Source organism: Streptomyces sp. NPDC036984, from assembly GCF_055607665.1.
This window is the reverse complement of record NZ_JBVJRL010000012.1, coordinates 229,946-247,749: the sequence shown is the minus strand read 5'-3', so window position 1 is coordinate 247,749 and position 17,804 is coordinate 229,946. Positions and strand designations below refer to the sequence as shown.

Genomic DNA, 17,804 nt, shown 5'->3' with positions numbered 1-17,804 from the left:
TTCGCCCCGCTGCTTCACCTCCGCGGTGGTGGTGAGCGGGAACCGGTGTGGTGGATCCATCCCGGCGGTGGCATCTGCTGGCCCTACTTCGGCTTCGCCGCCCTGCTTCCGCAGGACCGCCCCGTCTACGGCATCCAGGCCCGCGGCTTCCTGCCCGGCAGCACGCTGCCGGGCTCGATCGAGGAGATGGTCACCGACTACACCGAGCAGATCCTCGCGGTCCAGCCGCACGGGCCGTTCCACCTCGCGGGATTCTCCGTCGGCGGGACCCTCGCCCACGCCGTCGCCTGCGAACTGCGCCGGCTCGGGCACCGGGTCGGTCTGCTCGCCCTGCTGGACTCCACCCCGGCCCACTACCTGGCCACCCACACCCCGCCCAGCCCCGACGAGATCCGCGCCTACTACGCCGAACACCTCACCAACGCCGCCGGCACCCAGGACTACCAGGCCTTCGTCGACAACGCCGTCCAGGTCATCGCCAACCACACCACCCTGATGACCCGCTACACCTCACCCGCCTACGACGGCGACGCCGTGCTCTTCAATGCCGTACCCAAACCCGAAGGATCCTTCGCCGGCCTCTGGCAGCCCCACATCCAAGGAACCCTCGAAACCCACGACATCCACACCACCCACGAGGACATGTACCTCCCCGGCCCCGCCACCCACATCACCCGCATCATCACCCGCAAACTCCAGACGGAACACGATGCGGCAGCGGGGTGAGAGCCGTAGCCCGACCGACCGATCAACCGCCCGCCCGACCGCTCGCCCGATCAACCTCCCGCCCGCCCGCCCGACCGGCCGCCGCAGCAGGCTCGTCCGGTGAGCGGGGCGGGGGGCGAATGGGGACAATGTCCTGTCGACAGGACGGCGATGGGCGAGGCGCCTACGCGTGATGTCCCGAGGGCCCCGTCCGGCAGCCGGGCGTCACGGAGCGGTACGGGTGAGGCGTGCGTAGGCGAAGGCGCAGGAGACGAGGCTCATGTGGTGGTGCCACCCGGGAAAGGAGCGCCCTTCGAAGTCAAGTAGCCCGAACCGACGGGCCATTGCGGACACCGCGGTGCCGGGGCCGTCCGCCGTGGCGGCCAGCGCCATGGCCTCCGGCAGGGCACGCGGGGGCAGGTTGGTGATCCACACGGGCCCTGGAGAGTTGTGCCAGCCGCCGTCCGTGAACAGCAGGTAGGGGCGTTCCGCCGGAGCACCACCCGTGGGCACGGAGAGGTGCACGGGTAGGGAGAAGCCAGGGGTGCCATGGTGCTTGGGTCCCCTCAGGGCGCTGGCGGGCAGAGGCCCCTGCTGGGCGCTGCTCTCGGCGAGCGGGGAGCGTTTGCCGAGCCACACCTGGAGGTGTGGGGGGACGGAGAGGACGAAGGTCTGTGCGCGCTGGTCGAGTTGGTGGGCCAGGAGGCCGGCGTCGGTGTCGTCGCTCAGATCGGCCACCACGGGTGCGGGTGTCGTGCGGGCGCGAAGCGTGTTCACCAGACTGAGAGCGTGGGCCCAGGGTGGACGGTACCGTTCGCTGTCCGGTATGCGGGTGGCGCGGCGCAGTTGGGGGTCGTCGCTCCAGGGCCCGGGCAGGGACAGCTCCCAGACGACCGGAACGAACTCCTCGCCGATGCGCAGGAACGCTCCATAGCCGAGCTGACAGTTCAGGGTCCGGCCGGTCGACGGGTCGTAGTGGCGGTGCGCGCCGACGGATCGGTCGCCGCGTTTGGGCAGCAGAGCCCGCCCGATCGACCACGAGAGCACCTGGCCCTGCTCGCCCGCCCAGTCGGTGAGGGCGTGGAGGACGGATTGTGAGTTCCACGGGCTGGCGTTGACGAATTGCCGTAGTGCCTGCGCGGTGGCCGGGGACGCCGAGATGCTGCGGGCGAGCCGGCGGATGGACTTCTTGCCCGGCGTGCTGAGCAGGGCGGTCAGATAGGCGAAGGCCCAGGCGCGCTGGTCGGCGCGCGCGAGGTCGGCGAAGAGTCGCTCGCTGAAGGCCTTCAAGGTCGGATCCTGTGCTATTGGCGCGGCAGCTTGCTTGACCGCATTCGCCGGCGCCTCCGCTGTATTCGCCATGGTTCCCCCGTCGTGCCGAACGTGATCCGGTGACTGACAGGCAGAATAAGCGACCATCCTCCGCACCGAGTGCAGACGGCGCCCTCACCTGTCGGTATTCCCGACGGTGGCTTGAACCGTGCGGTCGCGGGCGCTGTGTTGCCGGGTGATGCGTGAATTCCGTCGGTGAACATCATGGTTGGCGCTGTAATGTCTGATTTAGGGGTGAATAAAGTGGCCACCTGATCAAACATCGACAAGTCGCGTCGCGTACAGTTGTGACTCTTGCAACCTCGATGCCTGCTGGGTTTGACTGGATCCGGCCAGCTTGGTCTCGGTCGAGTAACGGGGGTGACGCGAGGATCGGCCAACGTGTCGTCGACTGACACGGTGAAGGCAGAAGGCTTTTGACCCTATCTTGAATGCGACGCGCTGACCAATCGTCGTTCTTCGGTTCCAGTTGCGGTGACATGGGGGAAATATGAGCATGGGCGATGCGCATTCGACCGGATCAGGTTCTCGTACCCGGTCGACGCCTCCCGTCTATCGAGAGGCGAGGCAATTAAGCCGGAATTCCTCACGCGCCGGTGGTGAGGTGCTGACCACGCGCGTAGGGTTGCAGATACCCATGGGTCTGAGTTTCGAGACCTGGGAGCGAGCCGGACGTCAACTGGCGGGAATCATCGATTCGTCCGCATGGTGGCTGGGTGACTGGCTCGTGTACGGCAAGGACAACTATGCCGATCGGTACCAGCGGGGAATTCGTGCGGCCGGACTGAAATATCAGACGCTGCGCAACTACGCATGGGTATCCCGGCGCTTCGAAATCAGTCGGCGCCGCCATCGGCTGACCTTTCAGCACCACGCCGAGGTCGCTTCGCTTCCGCAGGAGGAGCAGGAGCGCTGGCTGGACCAGGCCGAGAAGATGCGGTGGACCACCAAGCAGCTGCGTAACTCGATTCAGCAGACGCGGGACAGCGGCCGGAAGGTGGATGACCGGTCCACGGGGACGCGCCGTCTCGCCGTGCCGGACAATCACCTCGAATGGTGGCACAAAGCTGCCGAGCGGTCGGGAATCGACTTCGAGAAGTGGGTGCTCATCACCCTGGACCAGGCGGCCGGACAGGTTCTGGAGGACGACCCCGCCCTGGCGGAGCAGGAGGGGCTGGCGGAACTCGAGGTGCTGGAGCCGTCTTTGGACCGTAGCGCGTAAGCGGCAGGCGCCACCCCGCACAGGCGCCACCCACGCAAGCCCCACACACGCAAGCCCCACACACGCAGGCCCATCCCACCAGTCCCCACCCCGCCCGGTCGCCCCTTGCCGCTCCCCACCGGATGGCCGCAGGGCCGGCCGGGCGGTGCGGCCACGCATGGTCGGGTGGTGCGGCCCACGCCCGGCCGGGTGGTCCGGCCATGCCCGGCCGGGTAGTGCGGTCACGCCCGGGCGGCCGGTCAGGGCAGGCGGCTCATGAGGTCGGCGGTCTCCCGGTGGCGACTGCACGGCCGCTCGGCGAAAGAGCGCTGCACGCGGTCGCGGATCCCGGGCTCCTGTTCCTGGCTGAGTTTGAACATGCCTTCGGCCCGGGACACCGTCACGCGGAATGCCCCCACGCCGGGCACGATGCGGCGGAAGTAGTCGACGGACTGGGTCATGTCCCAGCCGGCGCCGAATTCCCCCTCGAATGCCCGCACCGTCGCCTTCACCACCTCCAGTGTCTCTTCCTGTGACTCGATTTTCTCGACCACGCCGTGCACATGCACCGATGTGAAGTTCCAGGTCGGTGCCGCCGGCGTGGTCCGGTAAACCGTCGGTGACACATAGGCGTGCGGCCCGGTGAAGACGAGCAGTACCGGATCGCCGTCCCGCAGGGCAGCCCAGTGCGGATTCTGCGCGTTCATGTGCCCGAGAAGGAGGGTGCCCGAAAGGTCGTCGGTCCGCTCGCCGGCCTGGTGCGGGTCGTGAATGACGGGCAGATGCGTGGCCAGCGGCCCGTGGCCCGCCGGGCCGTTGGTCGTCAGCAGGGCCAGCGGGCTCCGAGTGATCAGGTCGACCAGCCAAGACGCGTCCGGCTCGCGATATTGGTGGGGAACGAACACGAGGGTTCCTTTCGAGGGAAACTCCTTTTCTGGCACGGTAGTTCTCTTGAGCGGCCCGACGCCAGCGGCGAGCCCTCCGGATTGGCTGTCCGCTCTCATGTCCTGTTGCCGGGACATCAACACGCCACTGTCCGAGAACTGCTTGATCCGGCCTTTCTGGCTGATTTCTTCCGTTTCTTTCGGTGCTCGGTGATTGAGGGGGGGGTGTTTACCTTGCCGGCCCATTTCAGCGCCGCCCGCTCCACGGAGGCGATGACCGGAAACATGTTTATGGCGCATGCAGCGCACCCGTATCCGTGCCATGGCCGTCGCGTGCGCCGCGGTCCAGGGCTTCCTCTCCTCGTGCGTGCCAGCCCCCGTCGCAGGGCCGGCTGCGACACATGGGAATGTGAACCCTCGGTACGACACGCCACAGGTTGTAACGGCTGTCCGTGGGCGTCCATGTACGTCGACGACGGTCGCCGGCCTGCCCAGCATCACCACCGAGGACTTTGCCCGCTTCACCGGGCAGCCCTCTCGTTCCGCTGGCTTGATGGCGAGTGGCGTCGTTCCCGTCGCCGGCTGCCGAACGTTGCCCGCAACCCGGGGCCTGACCTGGCACTCAGGGCTGTCGTGCAACGATGCCGTCCGCCTTCCTTGTGGCCCCCGCTGCTGCCAGGGCGCCCTGAGCTGGTTCAGACGTTGGCGTGGCCCCGACCTAATTCCGTTTCCTTGGCGGTGTGGAGGTGGGCGGTGAGTTCTTCGTGGGTGGGGGCTGGGGGGAGCGGCTGGGTGCTGTCTGGGCGTAGGCCGTCGAGGAAGATGCGCACGTGGCGGGTGGCGAGGGCGCTGGCCTGTTCGGTGGGGAGGTAGGGCAGCGGGCGGCAGGCCAGCGCTGCCGTGGTGATCAGGTCCACTGCCGTCACGTCGGGGCGCACGTGGCCCTGGGAGCGGGCGGTGGTCAGGAGGTCTTCCAGGGCGGTGGCGATCTGCCGTTGGAGTTCGACGGCTTCGGGGGCGTCGACGACGGGACCGCCGATCAGGGGCAGGACGAGCATGTCCCGCTGGTCGACCAGGTGTAGGAGCAGTTCTTCGATGGCGGCCAGAGGGTCCCGCGAGGCGGTCTTCAGGGCGCTGCGAGCGGTTTCGAGTACCAGGGTGAAGCCGTCGATGACGACCTGCCGGACGAGGGCATCACGGTCGGGGAAGCGGCGGTAGAGCGTGGCGATGTTGACTCCGGCGCGGCGGGCGATCTCGTCCAGTGGGACGGCGGTTCCCAGTTCCCGGAAGGCGGTGCGTGCGGCGGCCAGGACCTGAGCGCGGTTGCGGGCGGCATCCGCCCGCAACCGCGGCCTGCCGCCCTGTCGGGATGCGTCGGGAGTCACCCGGGGCCCTTCCATTCGGTGATCGCGCTGGTGAACGTATCGAGGTTACGTCAGTGGTGAGCCACCCAGGACAGATAAGTGAAGGATTTCCTTCGGTTAATGTTAGGGTCGAAGACGCCGGTGACCTGGGCGGCACAACGCGAGGGACGCCCTTTACCTGTGGGTGGCCCTATCGCCCGGGCCGGTCCGGGCCCCGGGCGCCGAAGGCGTAGCCCGGCGATCTTTCCCCCACGTGTGCGAGAGAAGAGAAGTGGTGGCATCCGTGCAGAGCTCACGTTTCCAACGCAAGACGGCCGTGGTCACGGGTGGCAGCCGGGGCATCGGCGCGGCCGTCGCGAGGCGACTGGCCGCTGAGGGCGCCGCGGTCACCATCGGTTACCGGGGCAACAAGGAGGCGGCGGACACGCTGGTCGCCGAACTCAACGGCGCGGGCGGCCGGGCGGTCGCCGTGCAGGCCGACGCCGCCGACTCGGAGCAGACTCGGGCGCTGATCGAGCGTGCGGTGGCTGAGTTCGGTCGGCTGGACGTGCTCGCGTCGTGCGCCGGAATCGAGCATTTCGATGCTCTGGAGAAGATCACGCCGGCTCACTTCGACCGTGTCTTCGCCGTCAACACCCGCGGGCAGTTGTTCGCCGCCCAGTACGCCGCAGCACACATGAGCGAGGGCGGCCGGATCGTGCTGACGTCTTCGGTCAGCGCTTCCCGGGCGGTGTTCGGGCACACCCTGTACGCCGCCAGCAAGGCGGCGGTGGAGTCGATGGTGCTCAACCTGTCCGCCGAGCTCGGACGGAAGGGGATCACCATCAACGCGATCGCTCCGGGCGGTACCGCCACCGATATGGCCGCGGAGCACGGGGTCAGCTACCAGCACCCTGATCTCTCCGGAAAGATGTCCATGTCCGAGTGGCTGAACGTCCAGGTCGCGCTGCGGCGGCTCGCGGAGCCCTCCGAGGTGGCCGCCGCCTACGCCTTCCTCGCCTCCGACGACGCCGCCTACATGACCGGCCGCACCCTCCAGGTCGACGGTGGGATGTTCTAGCCGGACCCGGGGCATCGACCCGGCGAGTCCAGCCCGACCGCCCGCAGCCCCGGGGGAGTGGCACGCCACCCTCCCCTCGGGGCTGCGGGCCTGTCGGGCAGCGGGCGTGGCCGACAGGTGGAGGGCAGCCGCGATCGTACGACCGCAGTCGCCGCGATCTCCGGCCGATGAGCGCCATGTCTCGTAGTCCACCACTGCTCGCGGCGTCGGCGTCGGCCACGGTTCCGCACGCGAGTGACCACCCGTAGGTCCCACCGGTCACCACCCCGGCCGAGATCACCTCGCGCGCCATGCGCACATGCAGAAAGTCATTCCTTCATGCAGCACAGCACCGAATTTCCTCCCGCCGCGCCGTCGGCCCCCGAACCACACGATCCAGCCGCCCGACCGACGACCGATCGCCCTGCGCGCGCCCGGCACACCTTGGCCGATACGGAACCAGGCATCCCCGCCCCAGTACTCGCGGCAGCCGCCGGAATACGCAAGGCAATGCTGGTGCCGGTCGTCACCGCGCTGGCGATCGGCACTATATTCGTCGCCGTCTACCTGGCGGCCTTCCACGCACCCACGGCACGCCACCAGCCTCTCGGCATCGCGACGTCCGACACGGTGGCCGCCCACACGGAACTCGCCCTCAACAGCGCGTCTCCCAACGCCTACACCTTCTACCGTTACAAGGATGCCGAGGCAGCCCGCTGGGCCATCACCCACGACAAGGTTCCGGCCGTCCTCGTCGCCAACGGCCATCACTTCCGGCTGCTGGCAGCCGGAGCGCAGGGCCCGTCCACCATCTCAGGTCTCGCCGCGGCGGTGAACGAGGCAGTCGGTCATCCCGTTCCCGTAGACGACGTGAGGCCGTTGGTGGCGGGAGACGCTCGTGGGTTGTCGGCGTTCTACGCGGCCTTCGGCGTCGTGCTTGCCGGTTTTCTCTTCGCGGTGTCCTCTTACCAGATCGCTCCGCGCCTGCCGCTGACTGCCCGGATCGCGTCGATGATGGCCTTCGCCGTCGCCTCAGGAGTAGTGGTCGCGCTCGTCGCGCACACCGCCATGAATGCGCTCCCGGCATCCTTCTTCATCGTTGCCATGCTGGTGGGGTTGCTGGCGTGGGCGAGCGCCGCCGCGACCGGCGTGCTGCTGCGGTTGTTCGGACCGGTCGGCATGCCGGTCGCCTCCGTGGTGCTGCTGATCCTCGGCAACGCCACGTCCGGCGGCATCCTGCCCGCCACTTTCCTGCCCGCCTGGCTTTCCCCGCTGGCGCAGGTCCTGGCCCCGGCGGCCGCGATACGCGGCCTGCGCGGTGCCGCGTACTTCCACGATGCCCACCTCATCGGCTCCCTGCTCACCCTTGCCGCCTGGGTGGTGGGCTGCCTGACCTTCCAGTACGTTCTGGACCGGCTCGCCGCCCGCCGTGCCTCGATTCCGGTCCCTGCCCCCAGTATCACGGGGGGTCGATGAGCGCCATGCGGTTCGGCACTTATCTCGCTGTCTGCCTGATGTGAGAGAAGGCCCGCGTCGACGACGTGGGCCGGAGCATCGTCGAGGGCGGGGATCCCTGAAGGGCTGGGCTTCCCGCCGCCGGTCGGTGAGGAGCCCGGCCGTTCGAGTTGCTCCACGAGGGCGCGGGGATCGGTTACGACGGGGTGCCTTCCGGCCGGCTTGCGGCGTGGTCGAGGCGCTGGTTGACGCGCGCCCCGTGCTCATCGAGGTGTTGGAGAGCGCGGGGCCGGTCTCCTGTGGTGCAGGCGTCGAGGAGGGGGCCCCAGTCGGTTTCGTGGCCGCTCGGTGAGGAGAGGTGGAGGCGACGGGCTCGCTTCCATACGGGTGCGAGGTGGGTGACGGCGTCGTACAGGGGCCGGTTGACACAGGTGAGGACGATGGTTTCCCACAACGCCGCTTCATCGGCAGCGGCTTCGGAGCTGTCGCCGCGGGCGGCGGCTTCCGCGTGCGCGGCGGCGCAGTTGCGCAAAGCCTGGAGGCGGTCATCCGTCATGGGCCAGGGCGCGGTGAGCAGGGCGGTGCGGTACAGGCCGTGCAGGACGGCGGCGATGTGCCGGGCTTCGGTGATGTCGGTGTCGGTCACGCGCGCGGTTTCGGCGCCGGTGTACTCGACCAGCCGCTGGAAGGACAGGGCGAGCAGGGCTTCGCGTACGCCCGGGCGGGGGACGTGCAGCCGCCCGGCGGTGTGCTCCTCGTCCAGGTCGGTGCCCGGCGGCAGTGTTCCGTCGACGATCTCCATGAGCAGGCTCTCGTGGATGCGCGTGCGCAGGGCGTGGCGATCGTCGGCGCCGAAGCGCGGGGAGAGGGGAGTGCGTACTTCGTGGGTCATGGCGTCCTCGTGGGGTGCTGACGGAAAGGGAAAACGAGCGGTCATCGCGTCGTTGGCGGCAAGGGTGCCGGAGAGGGAGGGTTCGCGGTCGGTTGTCGGCGCTGAGGGGTGCCCGGGCCGGTGCCGGGATCGTGGACGGCCCGGTCGTCATGAGTGGTGAGGAGGCCGTCGAGGGGGAGGTGGGCGCTGACCCGGTATCCGCCTTCGGTGTCCGGTCCGGCGGTCAGCCGGCCGCCGAGCAGGGCGACACGCTCACGCATGCCGAGCAGTCCGTGTCCTGAGCCGGGGGAGGGTGCGGGCGGTGTGGTGGGCGCGGTGTTGGTCACCTCGATGCCCAGTGCCGTGTCGGTCTGGCGGAGGCTGAGGTGAACGTGTGAGCCGGGCGCGTGGCGCAGGCAGTTGCTGAGGGCTTCCTGCACGATGCGGTAGGCGGACAGCCCGGCGCCCGGCGCGAGTTTCCGGGGAAGCCCACCGGTGATGTCGGTGGTGAGGGACAGTCCGGCCGCGCGCACGTTGGCCACCAGCGCCTCCAGGTCGTTCAGGGTGGGCTGGGAGCCGTGATGGTCCTGGTGGCCGGCGACGTCCTCGGAGCGCAGTACTCCTAGCATGCGGCGCAGCTCGGTCAGCGCGTCCAGGGCGTTGTTCCTGATGCCCGCCAGATTCTGCGTCAGTTCCGCAGGGCTGTCGATCAGGTGCGGGGCGACCTGGGCCTGGATGGAGATCACTGGCATGTGATGGGCGACGACGTCGTGCAGTTCACGGGCGATACGGCCGCGCTCCTCCAGCAGGGTGCGCCGCGCCCTTTCCCCTTCGGTCAGATCGGCTTGCTCGGCCAGCCGGGTGCGGGCCTCGCGCCGGCTCCGCACAGTGATGCCGAAGATGACGGTGAGGCAGAAGATCACCAAATCGGGGAGGGAGTTGCTCTGGTGAGGACTCCCGCCGGCGGTGAGCTCGATCAGAGCGGGGATGAGGACCGACATGCCCAGGGCCGTGGCAGCCGAGCTGGTGGGCAGGCGCAGGGAGAGCAGCAGGAGTACCCCGGCGTGTGCGCACAGGCCGGGGACGGTCCGGGGCCAGGGCGTGTTCTCGATGAGATGGGGGGGCGCTGGCGTGGGCGGCGACGGCTGTTGCTGCCAGGCGGCCGGACCGTTCAAGAGCCGGCGGCGGTGATGCCCGTGCACTTCATCGCCTTCGATGTCCTGCAGATCGACGTCGGCCTGGAGGCAGTCGCCGCTGCCGTCACGGTGTTCGTGACGAACAGCAGCGGCTACTTCCACCACCGTCACCCGCTCGCCGAAGCCCGCCGCCACCTCGCCGCCGTTCTGCGCGGTCGGGCAGCGGTGGGCCTGGAAAGCGGTGGGCGAGACGGGGTTTGGCAGGCTGTTCTCCATGAGTACCGCTGGCGGCCACGTGAGAGCGCCGAAAATCCTGGTCGTGGACGACGAGCCCGAGGTGCGCGACGCCGTGCTGGACGGACTCGCCGTCGAGGGCTACGACGTGCGCGCGGCCGGGGACGGCTCGGCGGCGCTCGCTGCGGTCGGCGACTGGGAGCCCGACGCCCTGGTGCTCGACGTGATGATGCCGGGCCTCGACGGCCTCGCGGTCTGCCGTCGGCTCCGGGCCCTGGGGGACCGCACTCCCGTACTGGTACTGACGGCCCTGGACTCGGTGAGCGAACGGGTGGCCGGCCTCGACGCCGGTGCGGACGACTATCTCGTCAAGCCCTTTGCCTTGGACGAGCTGCTGGCACGCGTCCGGGCGCTGCTGCGCCGCAGCGCGCCCGCCGGGCCGGCGACCGGACCCGAGCAACTGGCCTTCGCCGATCTCGTGGTGGATCCGGCCACCCGGACCGGCCTGCGCGGACCACGCGCCGTCGAGTTCAGCAGGACCGAGTTCTCGCTGCTGGAACTGCTGCTCCAGCATCCCGGACAGGTACTGCCGAGGGAGACGATCCAGGAGCGTGTGTGGGGCAGCGACTTCGGCCACACATCGAATTCCCTGGCGGTGTACATCGGCTATCTGCGGCGCAAGCTGGAGGCCGGGGGCGAGCCACGGCTCGTGCACACCGTGCACGGTGTCGGTTATCGGCTGGATCTGCCGTGAGGGGCGTCCGCGGGCGCGCACCGCGGGAGGGCGGGCGCTCGCACGCCCGCTGGCCGCGCCGCCGGCCGCTGCGCGCCCGGCTGACCCTCGCGGCGTCCTGCGCTGTCGCGGCCGTGGTGGTCGGCGTGTGTGCAGCGGCGTTCCTGGTGATCCGTCACCAGCTGCTCCACCAGCTCGACCTTCACCTGACCCAGTCCGCCCGGCTGGACGCGCAGCAGTACCGGCGTGAACCTCTGGGCGTGGTGCAGGGCGAATGCCGCTACCTCGCCGCACCGGCCTGCGCCCAGATGGTGCCCGCGCGGCCCGGCGACGACCCCGCCACGCCCTATCTGTTGCCCGTGACCGGCGGCACCCGCCGGGTCGCCGCCGGGAGGCACGGCCCGTACTACAGCGGGATCCGCCTCGCCGGCCACCGTGCCCGGATGCTCACCACGCCCCTGGGCGAGGGCCGCGCCCTTCAGGTGGCGGTGCGCTCTGACACCGTCGACGAGGGGGTGCGGCAGGCCGCCGGCCTGCTCGCCGCCGTCGGTGCGGCCGGGGTGGTGCTGGCCGGTGTTCTCGGCTCCTGGGTCTCGCGTACGGGCCTCGCCCCCGTCAGCCGCCTCACCGCGACCGCCGAGCGCATCGCCATCACCCGCGATGCCCGGCACCGCATCGAGATGCCGCCGGAGCGCGCGGGCCGCGAGGACGAGATCACCCGGCTCGCGGCCTCCTTCAACACCATGCTCGAAGAACTGGAGAAGTCCGTCACCGCCCAGCGCCGCCTGGTCGCCGACGCCTCGCACGAACTGCGCACCCCGCTCACCGCGCTGCGCACCAACGCCGAGCTGCTCGCCCGCTCCGCCCGCCTCACCGACGCCCAGCGCGAGCGGGCGGCCGCGGCGCTCGGCCGCCAGCTGCGCGAGGTCACACTGCTGGTCAACGATCTGATCGAGCTGGCCCGCGAGGAGGAACCCGATCCGCTCGTCGAGCAGGTACGCCTGGCCTCGGTCGTGGCCCAGGCCGTCGAAGCGGCTCGTGACCACTGGCCGGACGTGCCTTTCGAGCTCTGCGTGGACCACGACGCGTACACCGCGACGATCGCGGGTGTCCCGGCCCGGCTCTCCCGCCTGCTGTCGAGTCTCCTCGACAACGCGGCGAAGTTCAGTCCGCCCGGTCGTCCCGTCGAGGTGACGCTCACCCGTCCCGCCGGCCGGCTGGACCTTGTCGTCCGCGACCACGGACCGGGCATCGCCGAGGAGGACCTGCCGTACGTCTTCGACCGCTTCTACCGCGCCCGCTCGGCCCGTGCCCTGCCCGGTTCCGGCCTCGGACTGGCCATGGCCCGCCAGATCGCCCGCGCGCACCACGCCGACCTCACCGTCGAACACGCCCCCGGCCGCGGAGCCCTCTTCCGCCTCCGCGTCCCGGCACCGACAGGGCCGGCGTTCTCACAAAGTTCTTAGTGCCCGTCAGCACACTGGCCGACCGTGAAGACGAGGAAGCTCAAGAGGACCAAGAACAAGGTCATCGCGCTGAGCAGTGCGCTGACGGTGATCGGTGTGGTCGGCGCTGCCACCGCGTTCGGCACGGGCACGGACCGCGCACGGGTCGACGTGCGAGGGGACCAGGTCGCCGTACGGGTTGCCGGGGGACGAGCGGTGCTGGACGTCGGCTCGCTGGCCGTGCGCGCGCAGGCCGACGACGGCTCCGCCTGGCAGCTCTCCGCGCCCGCGGCGGGCACCCTGGGCCCCGCCGGGAAGGTCTCGGTGCACGGCGCGACGGCCACCTGGCGTTACCCGGCGAAGGGGCTCAAGGTCACCGCGTCCGCGCGGGACGGCAGGCTCGCGGTGACCGTGCGCTCCACCCGGGAGGCCACCCTGAGCTGGCCTGTCACGGCGACCGACCCGGCCACGAAGGAGTTGCAGATCCCGCGCGGTGAGGGCTTGTCCGTGCCGGTCGCCGACCGGTGGTGGAACAGCGACTCGGCGGGGCTGGCCGGATCCGAGACGGGCATGGCCGACGGTCTGACCATGCCCTTCTGGGGAACCAGCCTGTCCGGGCGGCACGGTGTGAGTTATATCGCCGAGTCCGACATCGGGACCACGCTGAAGTTCGTCTCCTCCCGCGGTCGCCTGCACACCGAGACCGAGCACGCGTTCTCGACGCGGGAGGGTACGGGGCAGTACTCGGTGACCTTCGCGCTCACCGACGGTTCGCCGGTGGCCGCGGCACAGGACTACCGCGCGTGGCTGCTCCGCCACGGCGGCATCACGACGCTGCGTACGAAGATCGCCCGGAATCCCGAGGTCGGCAGGCTGGCGGGCGCCTTCCACGCCTACGTCTGGGGCCAGGCGCGCACTGCCGAGGGCGTACGGCGGCTGCGGGAGCTCGGCATCGGCCGGATGTGGCTCGGTTACGATGCCGACGGCTCCCCCATGAGCCGCGAGGCGACGACCCTCGCCGAGCGGGCCGGCTACCTGGTCGGACCGTACGACTCCTGGGCCAACGCGCAGGATCCCGCCACGGCCGACACCTCGGTGTCGAAGTGGCCCGCCCCGGTGTGGCAGGACGCCTGTGTGCACCGAGCCGACGGCAGGATGGTCACCGGTTTCGGTGGCCGAGGCTGCTATGTCAGCTCCGAGGCCCTCCGGCGCGCCGAGCCGTCTCGGCACTATCTGGCCGACCGTACCCGGCAGATGACCGCGTCGGGCGCCGACAGTTACTTCCTGGACGTCGACGCGGCCGGGGAGCTGTTCACCGACCACTCACCAGCGCACCCGATGACCCAGGCACAGGACCGCCGCAACCGCCTGCGGCGCATGGCGTGGCTGTCGGGCGACCGCAAGCTGGTGCTCGGCTCGGAAAGCGCCGGTTCCTGGGCGAACGGGGTGCTGTCCTTCAGCCACGGCTCCGGCACCCCCGTCGACGATCGGCTGTGGGCGCTGGAGCGGGACCGGCAGAGCTGGGGCGGATACGCGCCGGGCACGGCACCCGCGACCTTCTTCAAGCCGGTCCACCTCCCGGCCGACGTCGCGAAGGCGATGTACGACCCGAGGTACCGGGTGCCGCTCTACCAGACGGTGCTGCACGACTCGGTCATCAGCACCGAACGATGGGAGCTGTCCTGGTCGAAGCTGCCGGACCAGAGCCGCACCCGAGCCCTGCTGGCGATGCTCTACAACGTCCCCCTCAATCTCGTGCTGAGCCAGTCCGAACTCGATCGGCACGGCCGACAGATCGCCCGGCTGCAGCGGTACTTCGAGCCGCTGCACAAGACGGCGGCGACCGAGCCGATGACCGGCTTCCGCCGGCTGACGTCCGACGGTCTGGTGCAGCGGACGACCTTCGGCGACCACGCGCTGACCGTCACCGCCAACTTCTCCGCCACGGCTCACGACGGGCTGCCGGGCGGCTGCGTCGACGCGGTGCTCCACGGCGGCAAGCCGCGACGGCTCTGCCCGGCCGGGTTGTGACAGGCGGGTGTTCCGCGTCGGGCAGCCCGAAGTGGTGCCGTGCTGGGCTCAGCCGAAGAACTGTGTGAGTTCGTCGGTGAGTTCTTCGGGCTGCTCCTGGGACAGGTAGTGACCGGTGTCCTTGAACTCCACGTAGTGCACGTCGGTGGCCTTGCCGTCCAGCAGGGGGTGGACGAAGTCGAAGTTCATGCCGCCCATGGCAAGGACGGGCATCCTCAGGGGCTCGTAGGTGCGGGCGTCTTCGATGTCCTGGCCGAAGGTCTGGTACCAGGCGTTGGAGGCGCGGACCGCGCCGGGCTGCTCGTAGGCGGCGGCATAGATCCTCCGGCTGGTCTCGTCGATCGCGTCGGGGTCGCGGGTCTCGTTTTCGATGACGTAGTCGAGCAGGAGCCGGTAGCGGCCGGCGAGGAGCTTTTCGGGCAGGTCGTCGACCTGGTTGAAGGCGAACCACCACAGGTGCGGCCGGTCTGGCTGGGGCAGCATGCGCAGCTCGTGGAAGATCTCGCCGGGGTGCCCGACCTCCCACATGGCCAGTTTGTTCGTCGCCTCGGGGTGGTTGGCGGCGAAGGCGAAGGCGACCATCGCGCCGATGTCCTCCCCGGCGATGTTGACTTTCTCGTGGCCGAGGTGGCGGACGAGTTCGTAGACGTCGCGGGCCATGGTCTTCTTGTCGTAGCCCGCGTCGGGCTTGGCCGACGTGCCCATGCCCCGGACGTCGACGGCGATGACGCGGTAGCGAGCCGCCAGCGCGGGCATGATCTTGTGGAACTGCCACCAGGTCTGCGGCCAGCCCGGCAGAAGCACCAGGGGCTCTCCCTCACCGCCGGTTACGTAGTGCAACCGGGTGCCGTTCACGTCGGCGTAGTGGTGCGCGAATCCCTCGAGGGCGGGTTCCGGGGCGGGGGTGGTCATGTCGCTTCTCCTCATGTTCGAGTCGGGCAGGTGTGCGGGGCCGGGAAGTGGCCCTGCCTGGGCGTGCATCGGGTGGCCGGGTCTTCGGTGGACTCGCCGGAAACCTGTGCGGCATGTGCAGCGTCTGCTGCTGTCTCTGCGCGATCAGCCCACCATTGCCGGCGCGCATCAGGTCGGCGTACAGCACCACGCCAGCGGTTCTTCGTCATAGCAGGTTGCGCATCTGATCCGCGGCAACGGGCGAAAGAGGGCTTCGTGTCGTCGGCCGGCTGGCGGTCACGCGCCACGGGTGGCGCGTGACCATGCTTCGAGCCGTAGAGGCGCGCGCTCAGCAGGATCAGGCGGACAGGGCGGGGTAGTCGGTGTAGCCGCGGTCGTCGCCGCCGTAGAAGGTGCTCTGGTCGGGGGCGTTGAAGGGTCCGCCCGCCTTGAGGCGCTGGGGCAGGTCCGGGTTGGCCAGGAACAGCATGCCGAAGGAGACCAGGTCCGCAGTGCCGTCCTCGATCAGCGTCAGCGCTTCGGGGCCGGTGGGCTTGGGGTGGGTGAAGGGGTTGAGGATGAAGGCGTTCGGCCACGCCTTGCGCAGGCGCAGGGTGAGCTCACGGTCGGGACCCTCCATCAGATGGAGATAGGCCAGGTTCAGCGGTGCCAGCCTGTCCACCAGCGGACCGTAGGTGGCGTCCGGTTCCTCCTCGGCGATGTCGTTGTAGGGGTTGCCGGGAGACAAGCGGATACCGGTGCGGTGGCTGCCGATCGCGTCGGCGACGGCCGCGCTCACCTCGACGGCGAACCGGATCCGGCCCTCGACGGTGCCGCCCCAGATGTCGGTGCGCTGGTTGGTGTTGGGCGCGAGGAACTGGTGGACGAGATAACCGTTCGCGCCATGGATCTCCACCCCGTCGAACCCGGCGGCGATCGCATTGCGTGCTGCGGCGGCGAAGTCCTCGATCGTCCGACGGATCTCGGAGTCCGTCAGCTCCTCGGGGGTCACCATGTCCTTCGGGCCCTCGTGAGTGAAGACCTGGCCCTTGGCGGCGATCGGGGACGGCGCGACCGGAACCATCCCGCCGGGCAGCAGGGCCGGATGGCCGATGCGACCGGTGTGCATCAGCTGCGCGAAGATCACACCGCCTTCCTGATGCACCGCGTCGGTCACCGTCCGCCAGGCGGCAACCTGCTCGGGGGAGTGCAGGCCCGGCGTGTCGGGATAGCCCTGACCGACGACCGACGGCTGGACCCCCTCCGTGACGATCAGCCCGGCGCTCGCCCGCTGCGCGTAGTACGTGGCCATGGAAGCCGTGGGAGCGGCGCCGGCGCCGTAGGCGCGGCTGCGTGTCATCGGGGCCATCGCGATGCGGTTGGCCAGGCGCCTGCCGCCCAGTTCGAACGGTTCGAACGGTTCGAAAGTGGTCGTCATGATCAAGTCCTCCAGAGAAGCGGCCAGGACCTCCGCCTGACCGTCATTGCCCGCGGTAGCTGTCGCCCCGCACGGATTTACCTGTCTGAACAAGTAAACCGGATCCGGCATTCCTCGGCGTGCGTGACGCTCACCACGTGGCTGGTAAGGCAGGCGCAATCGCTGGTACCTCGCTGGCCGCCAGGGCGATGGCTATGCTGGGAACTGTCCGAACACATATGGGGAAGGTGGGTCGCGGAGCATGGATGAACCACCCAGCGAAGACGTCGAGGCCGCGGCGCAGGATGAGGCAGCGGGTGGCATGGCGACAGTCCCGCTTCCCTCGGCCGCCCGTACCGGCCGGATCAGCCACGCGATCTTCCGGGTCGCCCGCCTGCATCGCATGCTCGCCGGCCAGCTCCTGCGCCGTGTCGGCCTGCACCCCGGCCAGGAGCTGGTGATGATGCACCTGTGGGAACAGGGCCCCCAACGCCAGACCGACCTGGTGCGCCTGCTGGACTCCGATGCCGCCACCATGACCCGCACCGTCCGGCGCCTGGAACATGCGGGCTTCGTACGCCGCCGCCCCTGCCCCACCGACAAACGCGCTGCGCTGATCGAGGTCACGCCGGCCGGCCAGGCTCTGCGCACGGCAGTCGAACACGTCTGGGCCGAACTCGAAGCTCACACCACCGCGGATCTGAGCCCGGAGGACCAGGACACCGCCTTGCGCGTCCTCGAACGGTTCGAGCGAAACCTCACCCGCACCCCGCCGCCCTCAGGGGGCCCGGGAACGTCCTGACAGGACGGGCGGACGGGCGGCTTTCGATGCGGTCGCCCACCGGACCGCCCGGTCCGCGGACCCGCGCGGTTACCGCTCAGAGATCATTTCCGTCAGCCCTCGCCGCCCGCCAGGCTCCTCGAAGCCTCGTGGACGGGTCGCAGCTCCCTCGATCTGCCAGGGTGACCACGACATCTGGTCGATCGTCCTGATGCCGAGGCCGACTGTGCTCCGAGTCGGTGATCACTCGATGGAGGTGCTTCGGGGGCGCCGGTCTGCCGACGC

15 protein-coding genes are annotated in these 17,804 nt (G+C 69.7%); 8 read left to right on the top strand and 7 right to left on the bottom strand.

Translation table 11 applies throughout. The annotated features are described in order from the left end of the window. Positions 1–726 (top strand): thioesterase domain-containing protein (locus ACZ7DL_RS23060; RefSeq protein WP_470776517.1); only part of this gene is annotated, 726 nt, incomplete at its 5' end. A gap of 204 nt (positions 727–930) precedes the next feature. Here the strand turns inward: ACZ7DL_RS23060 and ACZ7DL_RS23055 are convergent. Beyond that, positions 931–1,995 carry an IS701 family transposase gene (locus tag ACZ7DL_RS23055; RefSeq protein ID WP_470776516.1) on the bottom strand — a complete coding sequence of 355 codons (1,065 nt, stop codon included), beginning with the start codon at positions 1,993–1,995 and terminating at the stop codon, positions 931–933. A gap of 646 nt (positions 1,996–2,641) precedes the next feature. Here ACZ7DL_RS23055 and ACZ7DL_RS23050 point away from each other — a divergent pair. Then, a complete protein-coding gene (locus ACZ7DL_RS23050) occupies positions 2,642–3,259 on the top strand; it encodes an LmbU family transcriptional regulator (protein WP_470776514.1) in 618 nt (205 codons plus the stop codon). 239 nt (positions 3,260–3,498) lie between these two features. On the opposite strand, the gene ACZ7DL_RS23045 is transcribed toward ACZ7DL_RS23050, so the two are convergent. Both ACZ7DL_RS23045 and ACZ7DL_RS23040 read right to left on the bottom strand, forming a co-directional pair. Next, on the bottom strand, positions 3,499–4,446 hold the full coding sequence (locus tag ACZ7DL_RS23045; RefSeq protein WP_470776512.1) for an FMN-binding negative transcriptional regulator: 948 nt from the start codon (positions 4,444–4,446) through the stop codon (positions 3,499–3,501). Positions 4,447–4,817: 371 nt separating this feature from the next. Further along, on the bottom strand, positions 4,818–5,507 hold the full coding sequence (locus ACZ7DL_RS23040) for a TetR/AcrR family transcriptional regulator (RefSeq protein ID WP_470776510.1): 690 nt from the start codon (positions 5,505–5,507) through the stop codon (positions 4,818–4,820). 262 nt (positions 5,508–5,769) lie between these two features. Here ACZ7DL_RS23040 and ACZ7DL_RS23035 point away from each other — a divergent pair, with 262 nt between their 5' ends. Both ACZ7DL_RS23035 and ACZ7DL_RS23030 read left to right on the top strand, forming a co-directional pair. Continuing rightward, positions 5,770–6,546, top strand: coding sequence for an SDR family NAD(P)-dependent oxidoreductase (locus ACZ7DL_RS23035; protein WP_470776509.1), 777 nt, complete (start codon positions 5,770–5,772; stop codon positions 6,544–6,546). Positions 6,547–7,035: 489 nt separating this feature from the next. Further along, a complete protein-coding gene (locus ACZ7DL_RS23030; protein WP_470776507.1) occupies positions 7,036–8,001 on the top strand; it encodes an ABC-2 transporter permease in 966 nt (321 codons plus the stop codon). 175 nt (positions 8,002–8,176) lie between these two features. Here ACZ7DL_RS23030 and ACZ7DL_RS23025 read toward each other — a convergent pair whose 3' ends face one another. Next, complete coding sequence (locus ACZ7DL_RS23025; RefSeq protein WP_470776505.1) at positions 8,177–8,872, bottom strand: GntR family transcriptional regulator; 696 nt, start codon at positions 8,870–8,872, stop codon at positions 8,177–8,179. A 41-nt stretch (positions 8,873–8,913) separates the two neighbouring features. Beyond that, positions 8,914–10,263 carry a sensor histidine kinase gene (locus ACZ7DL_RS23020; protein WP_470776503.1) on the bottom strand — a complete coding sequence of 450 codons (1,350 nt, stop codon included), beginning with the start codon at positions 10,261–10,263 and terminating at the stop codon, positions 8,914–8,916. On the opposite strand from ACZ7DL_RS23020, the gene ACZ7DL_RS23015 reads away from it, so the two are divergent. The 3 genes from ACZ7DL_RS23015 to ACZ7DL_RS23005 are packed head-to-tail and all read left to right on the top strand — an operon-like array spanning position 10,262 to position 14,430. Then, a complete protein-coding gene (locus ACZ7DL_RS23015; protein ID WP_470776501.1) occupies positions 10,262–10,975 on the top strand; it encodes a response regulator transcription factor in 714 nt (237 codons plus the stop codon). The genes ACZ7DL_RS23020 and ACZ7DL_RS23015 overlap by 2 nt on opposite strands. Next, on the top strand, positions 10,972–12,420 hold the full coding sequence (locus ACZ7DL_RS23010) for a sensor histidine kinase (RefSeq protein WP_470776499.1): 1,449 nt from the start codon (positions 10,972–10,974) through the stop codon (positions 12,418–12,420). The genes ACZ7DL_RS23015 and ACZ7DL_RS23010 overlap by 4 nt, the downstream gene beginning before the upstream one ends. A gap of 24 nt (positions 12,421–12,444) precedes the next feature. Further along, positions 12,445–14,430 carry a glycoside hydrolase gene (locus tag ACZ7DL_RS23005; protein WP_470776497.1) on the top strand — a complete coding sequence of 662 codons (1,986 nt, stop codon included), beginning with the start codon at positions 12,445–12,447 and terminating at the stop codon, positions 14,428–14,430. A gap of 48 nt (positions 14,431–14,478) precedes the next feature. Here the strand turns inward: ACZ7DL_RS23005 and ACZ7DL_RS23000 are convergent, their stop codons facing one another. Together ACZ7DL_RS23000 and ACZ7DL_RS22995 are read right to left on the bottom strand one after the other, a co-directional pair. Next, positions 14,479–15,342, bottom strand: coding sequence for an alpha/beta fold hydrolase (locus ACZ7DL_RS23000; protein WP_470776495.1), 864 nt, complete (start codon positions 15,340–15,342; stop codon positions 14,479–14,481). A 337-nt stretch (positions 15,343–15,679) separates the two neighbouring features. Further along, a complete protein-coding gene (locus tag ACZ7DL_RS22995; RefSeq protein WP_470776493.1) occupies positions 15,680–16,759 on the bottom strand; it encodes an alkene reductase in 1,080 nt (359 codons plus the stop codon). A 241-nt stretch (positions 16,760–17,000) separates the two neighbouring features. Between ACZ7DL_RS22995 and ACZ7DL_RS22990 the strand changes: the two genes are divergently transcribed. Then, complete coding sequence (locus tag ACZ7DL_RS22990; RefSeq protein WP_470776492.1) at positions 17,001–17,540, top strand: MarR family winged helix-turn-helix transcriptional regulator; 540 nt, start codon at positions 17,001–17,003, stop codon at positions 17,538–17,540. Positions 17,541–17,804: the final 264 nt, after the last annotated feature.

Coding starts and splice junctions, on each gene's coding strand:
- ACZ7DL_RS23045 (WP_470776512.1), bottom strand. CDS start 4,446: ATGGCACGGATACGGGTGCGCTGCATGCGCCATAAACATGTTTCCGGT.
- ACZ7DL_RS23030 (WP_470776507.1), top strand. CDS start 7,036: ATGCTGGTGCCGGTCGTCACCGCGCTGGCGATCGGCACTATATTCGTC.
- ACZ7DL_RS23025 (WP_470776505.1), bottom strand. CDS start 8,872: ATGACCCACGAAGTACGCACTCCCCTCTCCCCGCGCTTCGGCGCCGAC.
- ACZ7DL_RS23015 (WP_470776501.1), top strand. CDS start 10,262: ATGAGTACCGCTGGCGGCCACGTGAGAGCGCCGAAAATCCTGGTCGTG.
- ACZ7DL_RS23020 (WP_470776503.1), bottom strand. CDS start 10,263: ATGGAGAACAGCCTGCCAAACCCCGTCTCGCCCACCGCTTTCCAGGCC.
- ACZ7DL_RS23000 (WP_470776495.1), bottom strand. CDS start 15,342: ATGACCACCCCCGCCCCGGAACCCGCCCTCGAGGGATTCGCGCACCAC.
- ACZ7DL_RS22995 (WP_470776493.1), bottom strand. CDS start 16,759: ATGACGACCACTTTCGAACCGTTCGAACCGTTCGAACTGGGCGGCAGG.
- ACZ7DL_RS22990 (WP_470776492.1), top strand. CDS start 17,001: ATGGATGAACCACCCAGCGAAGACGTCGAGGCCGCGGCGCAGGATGAG.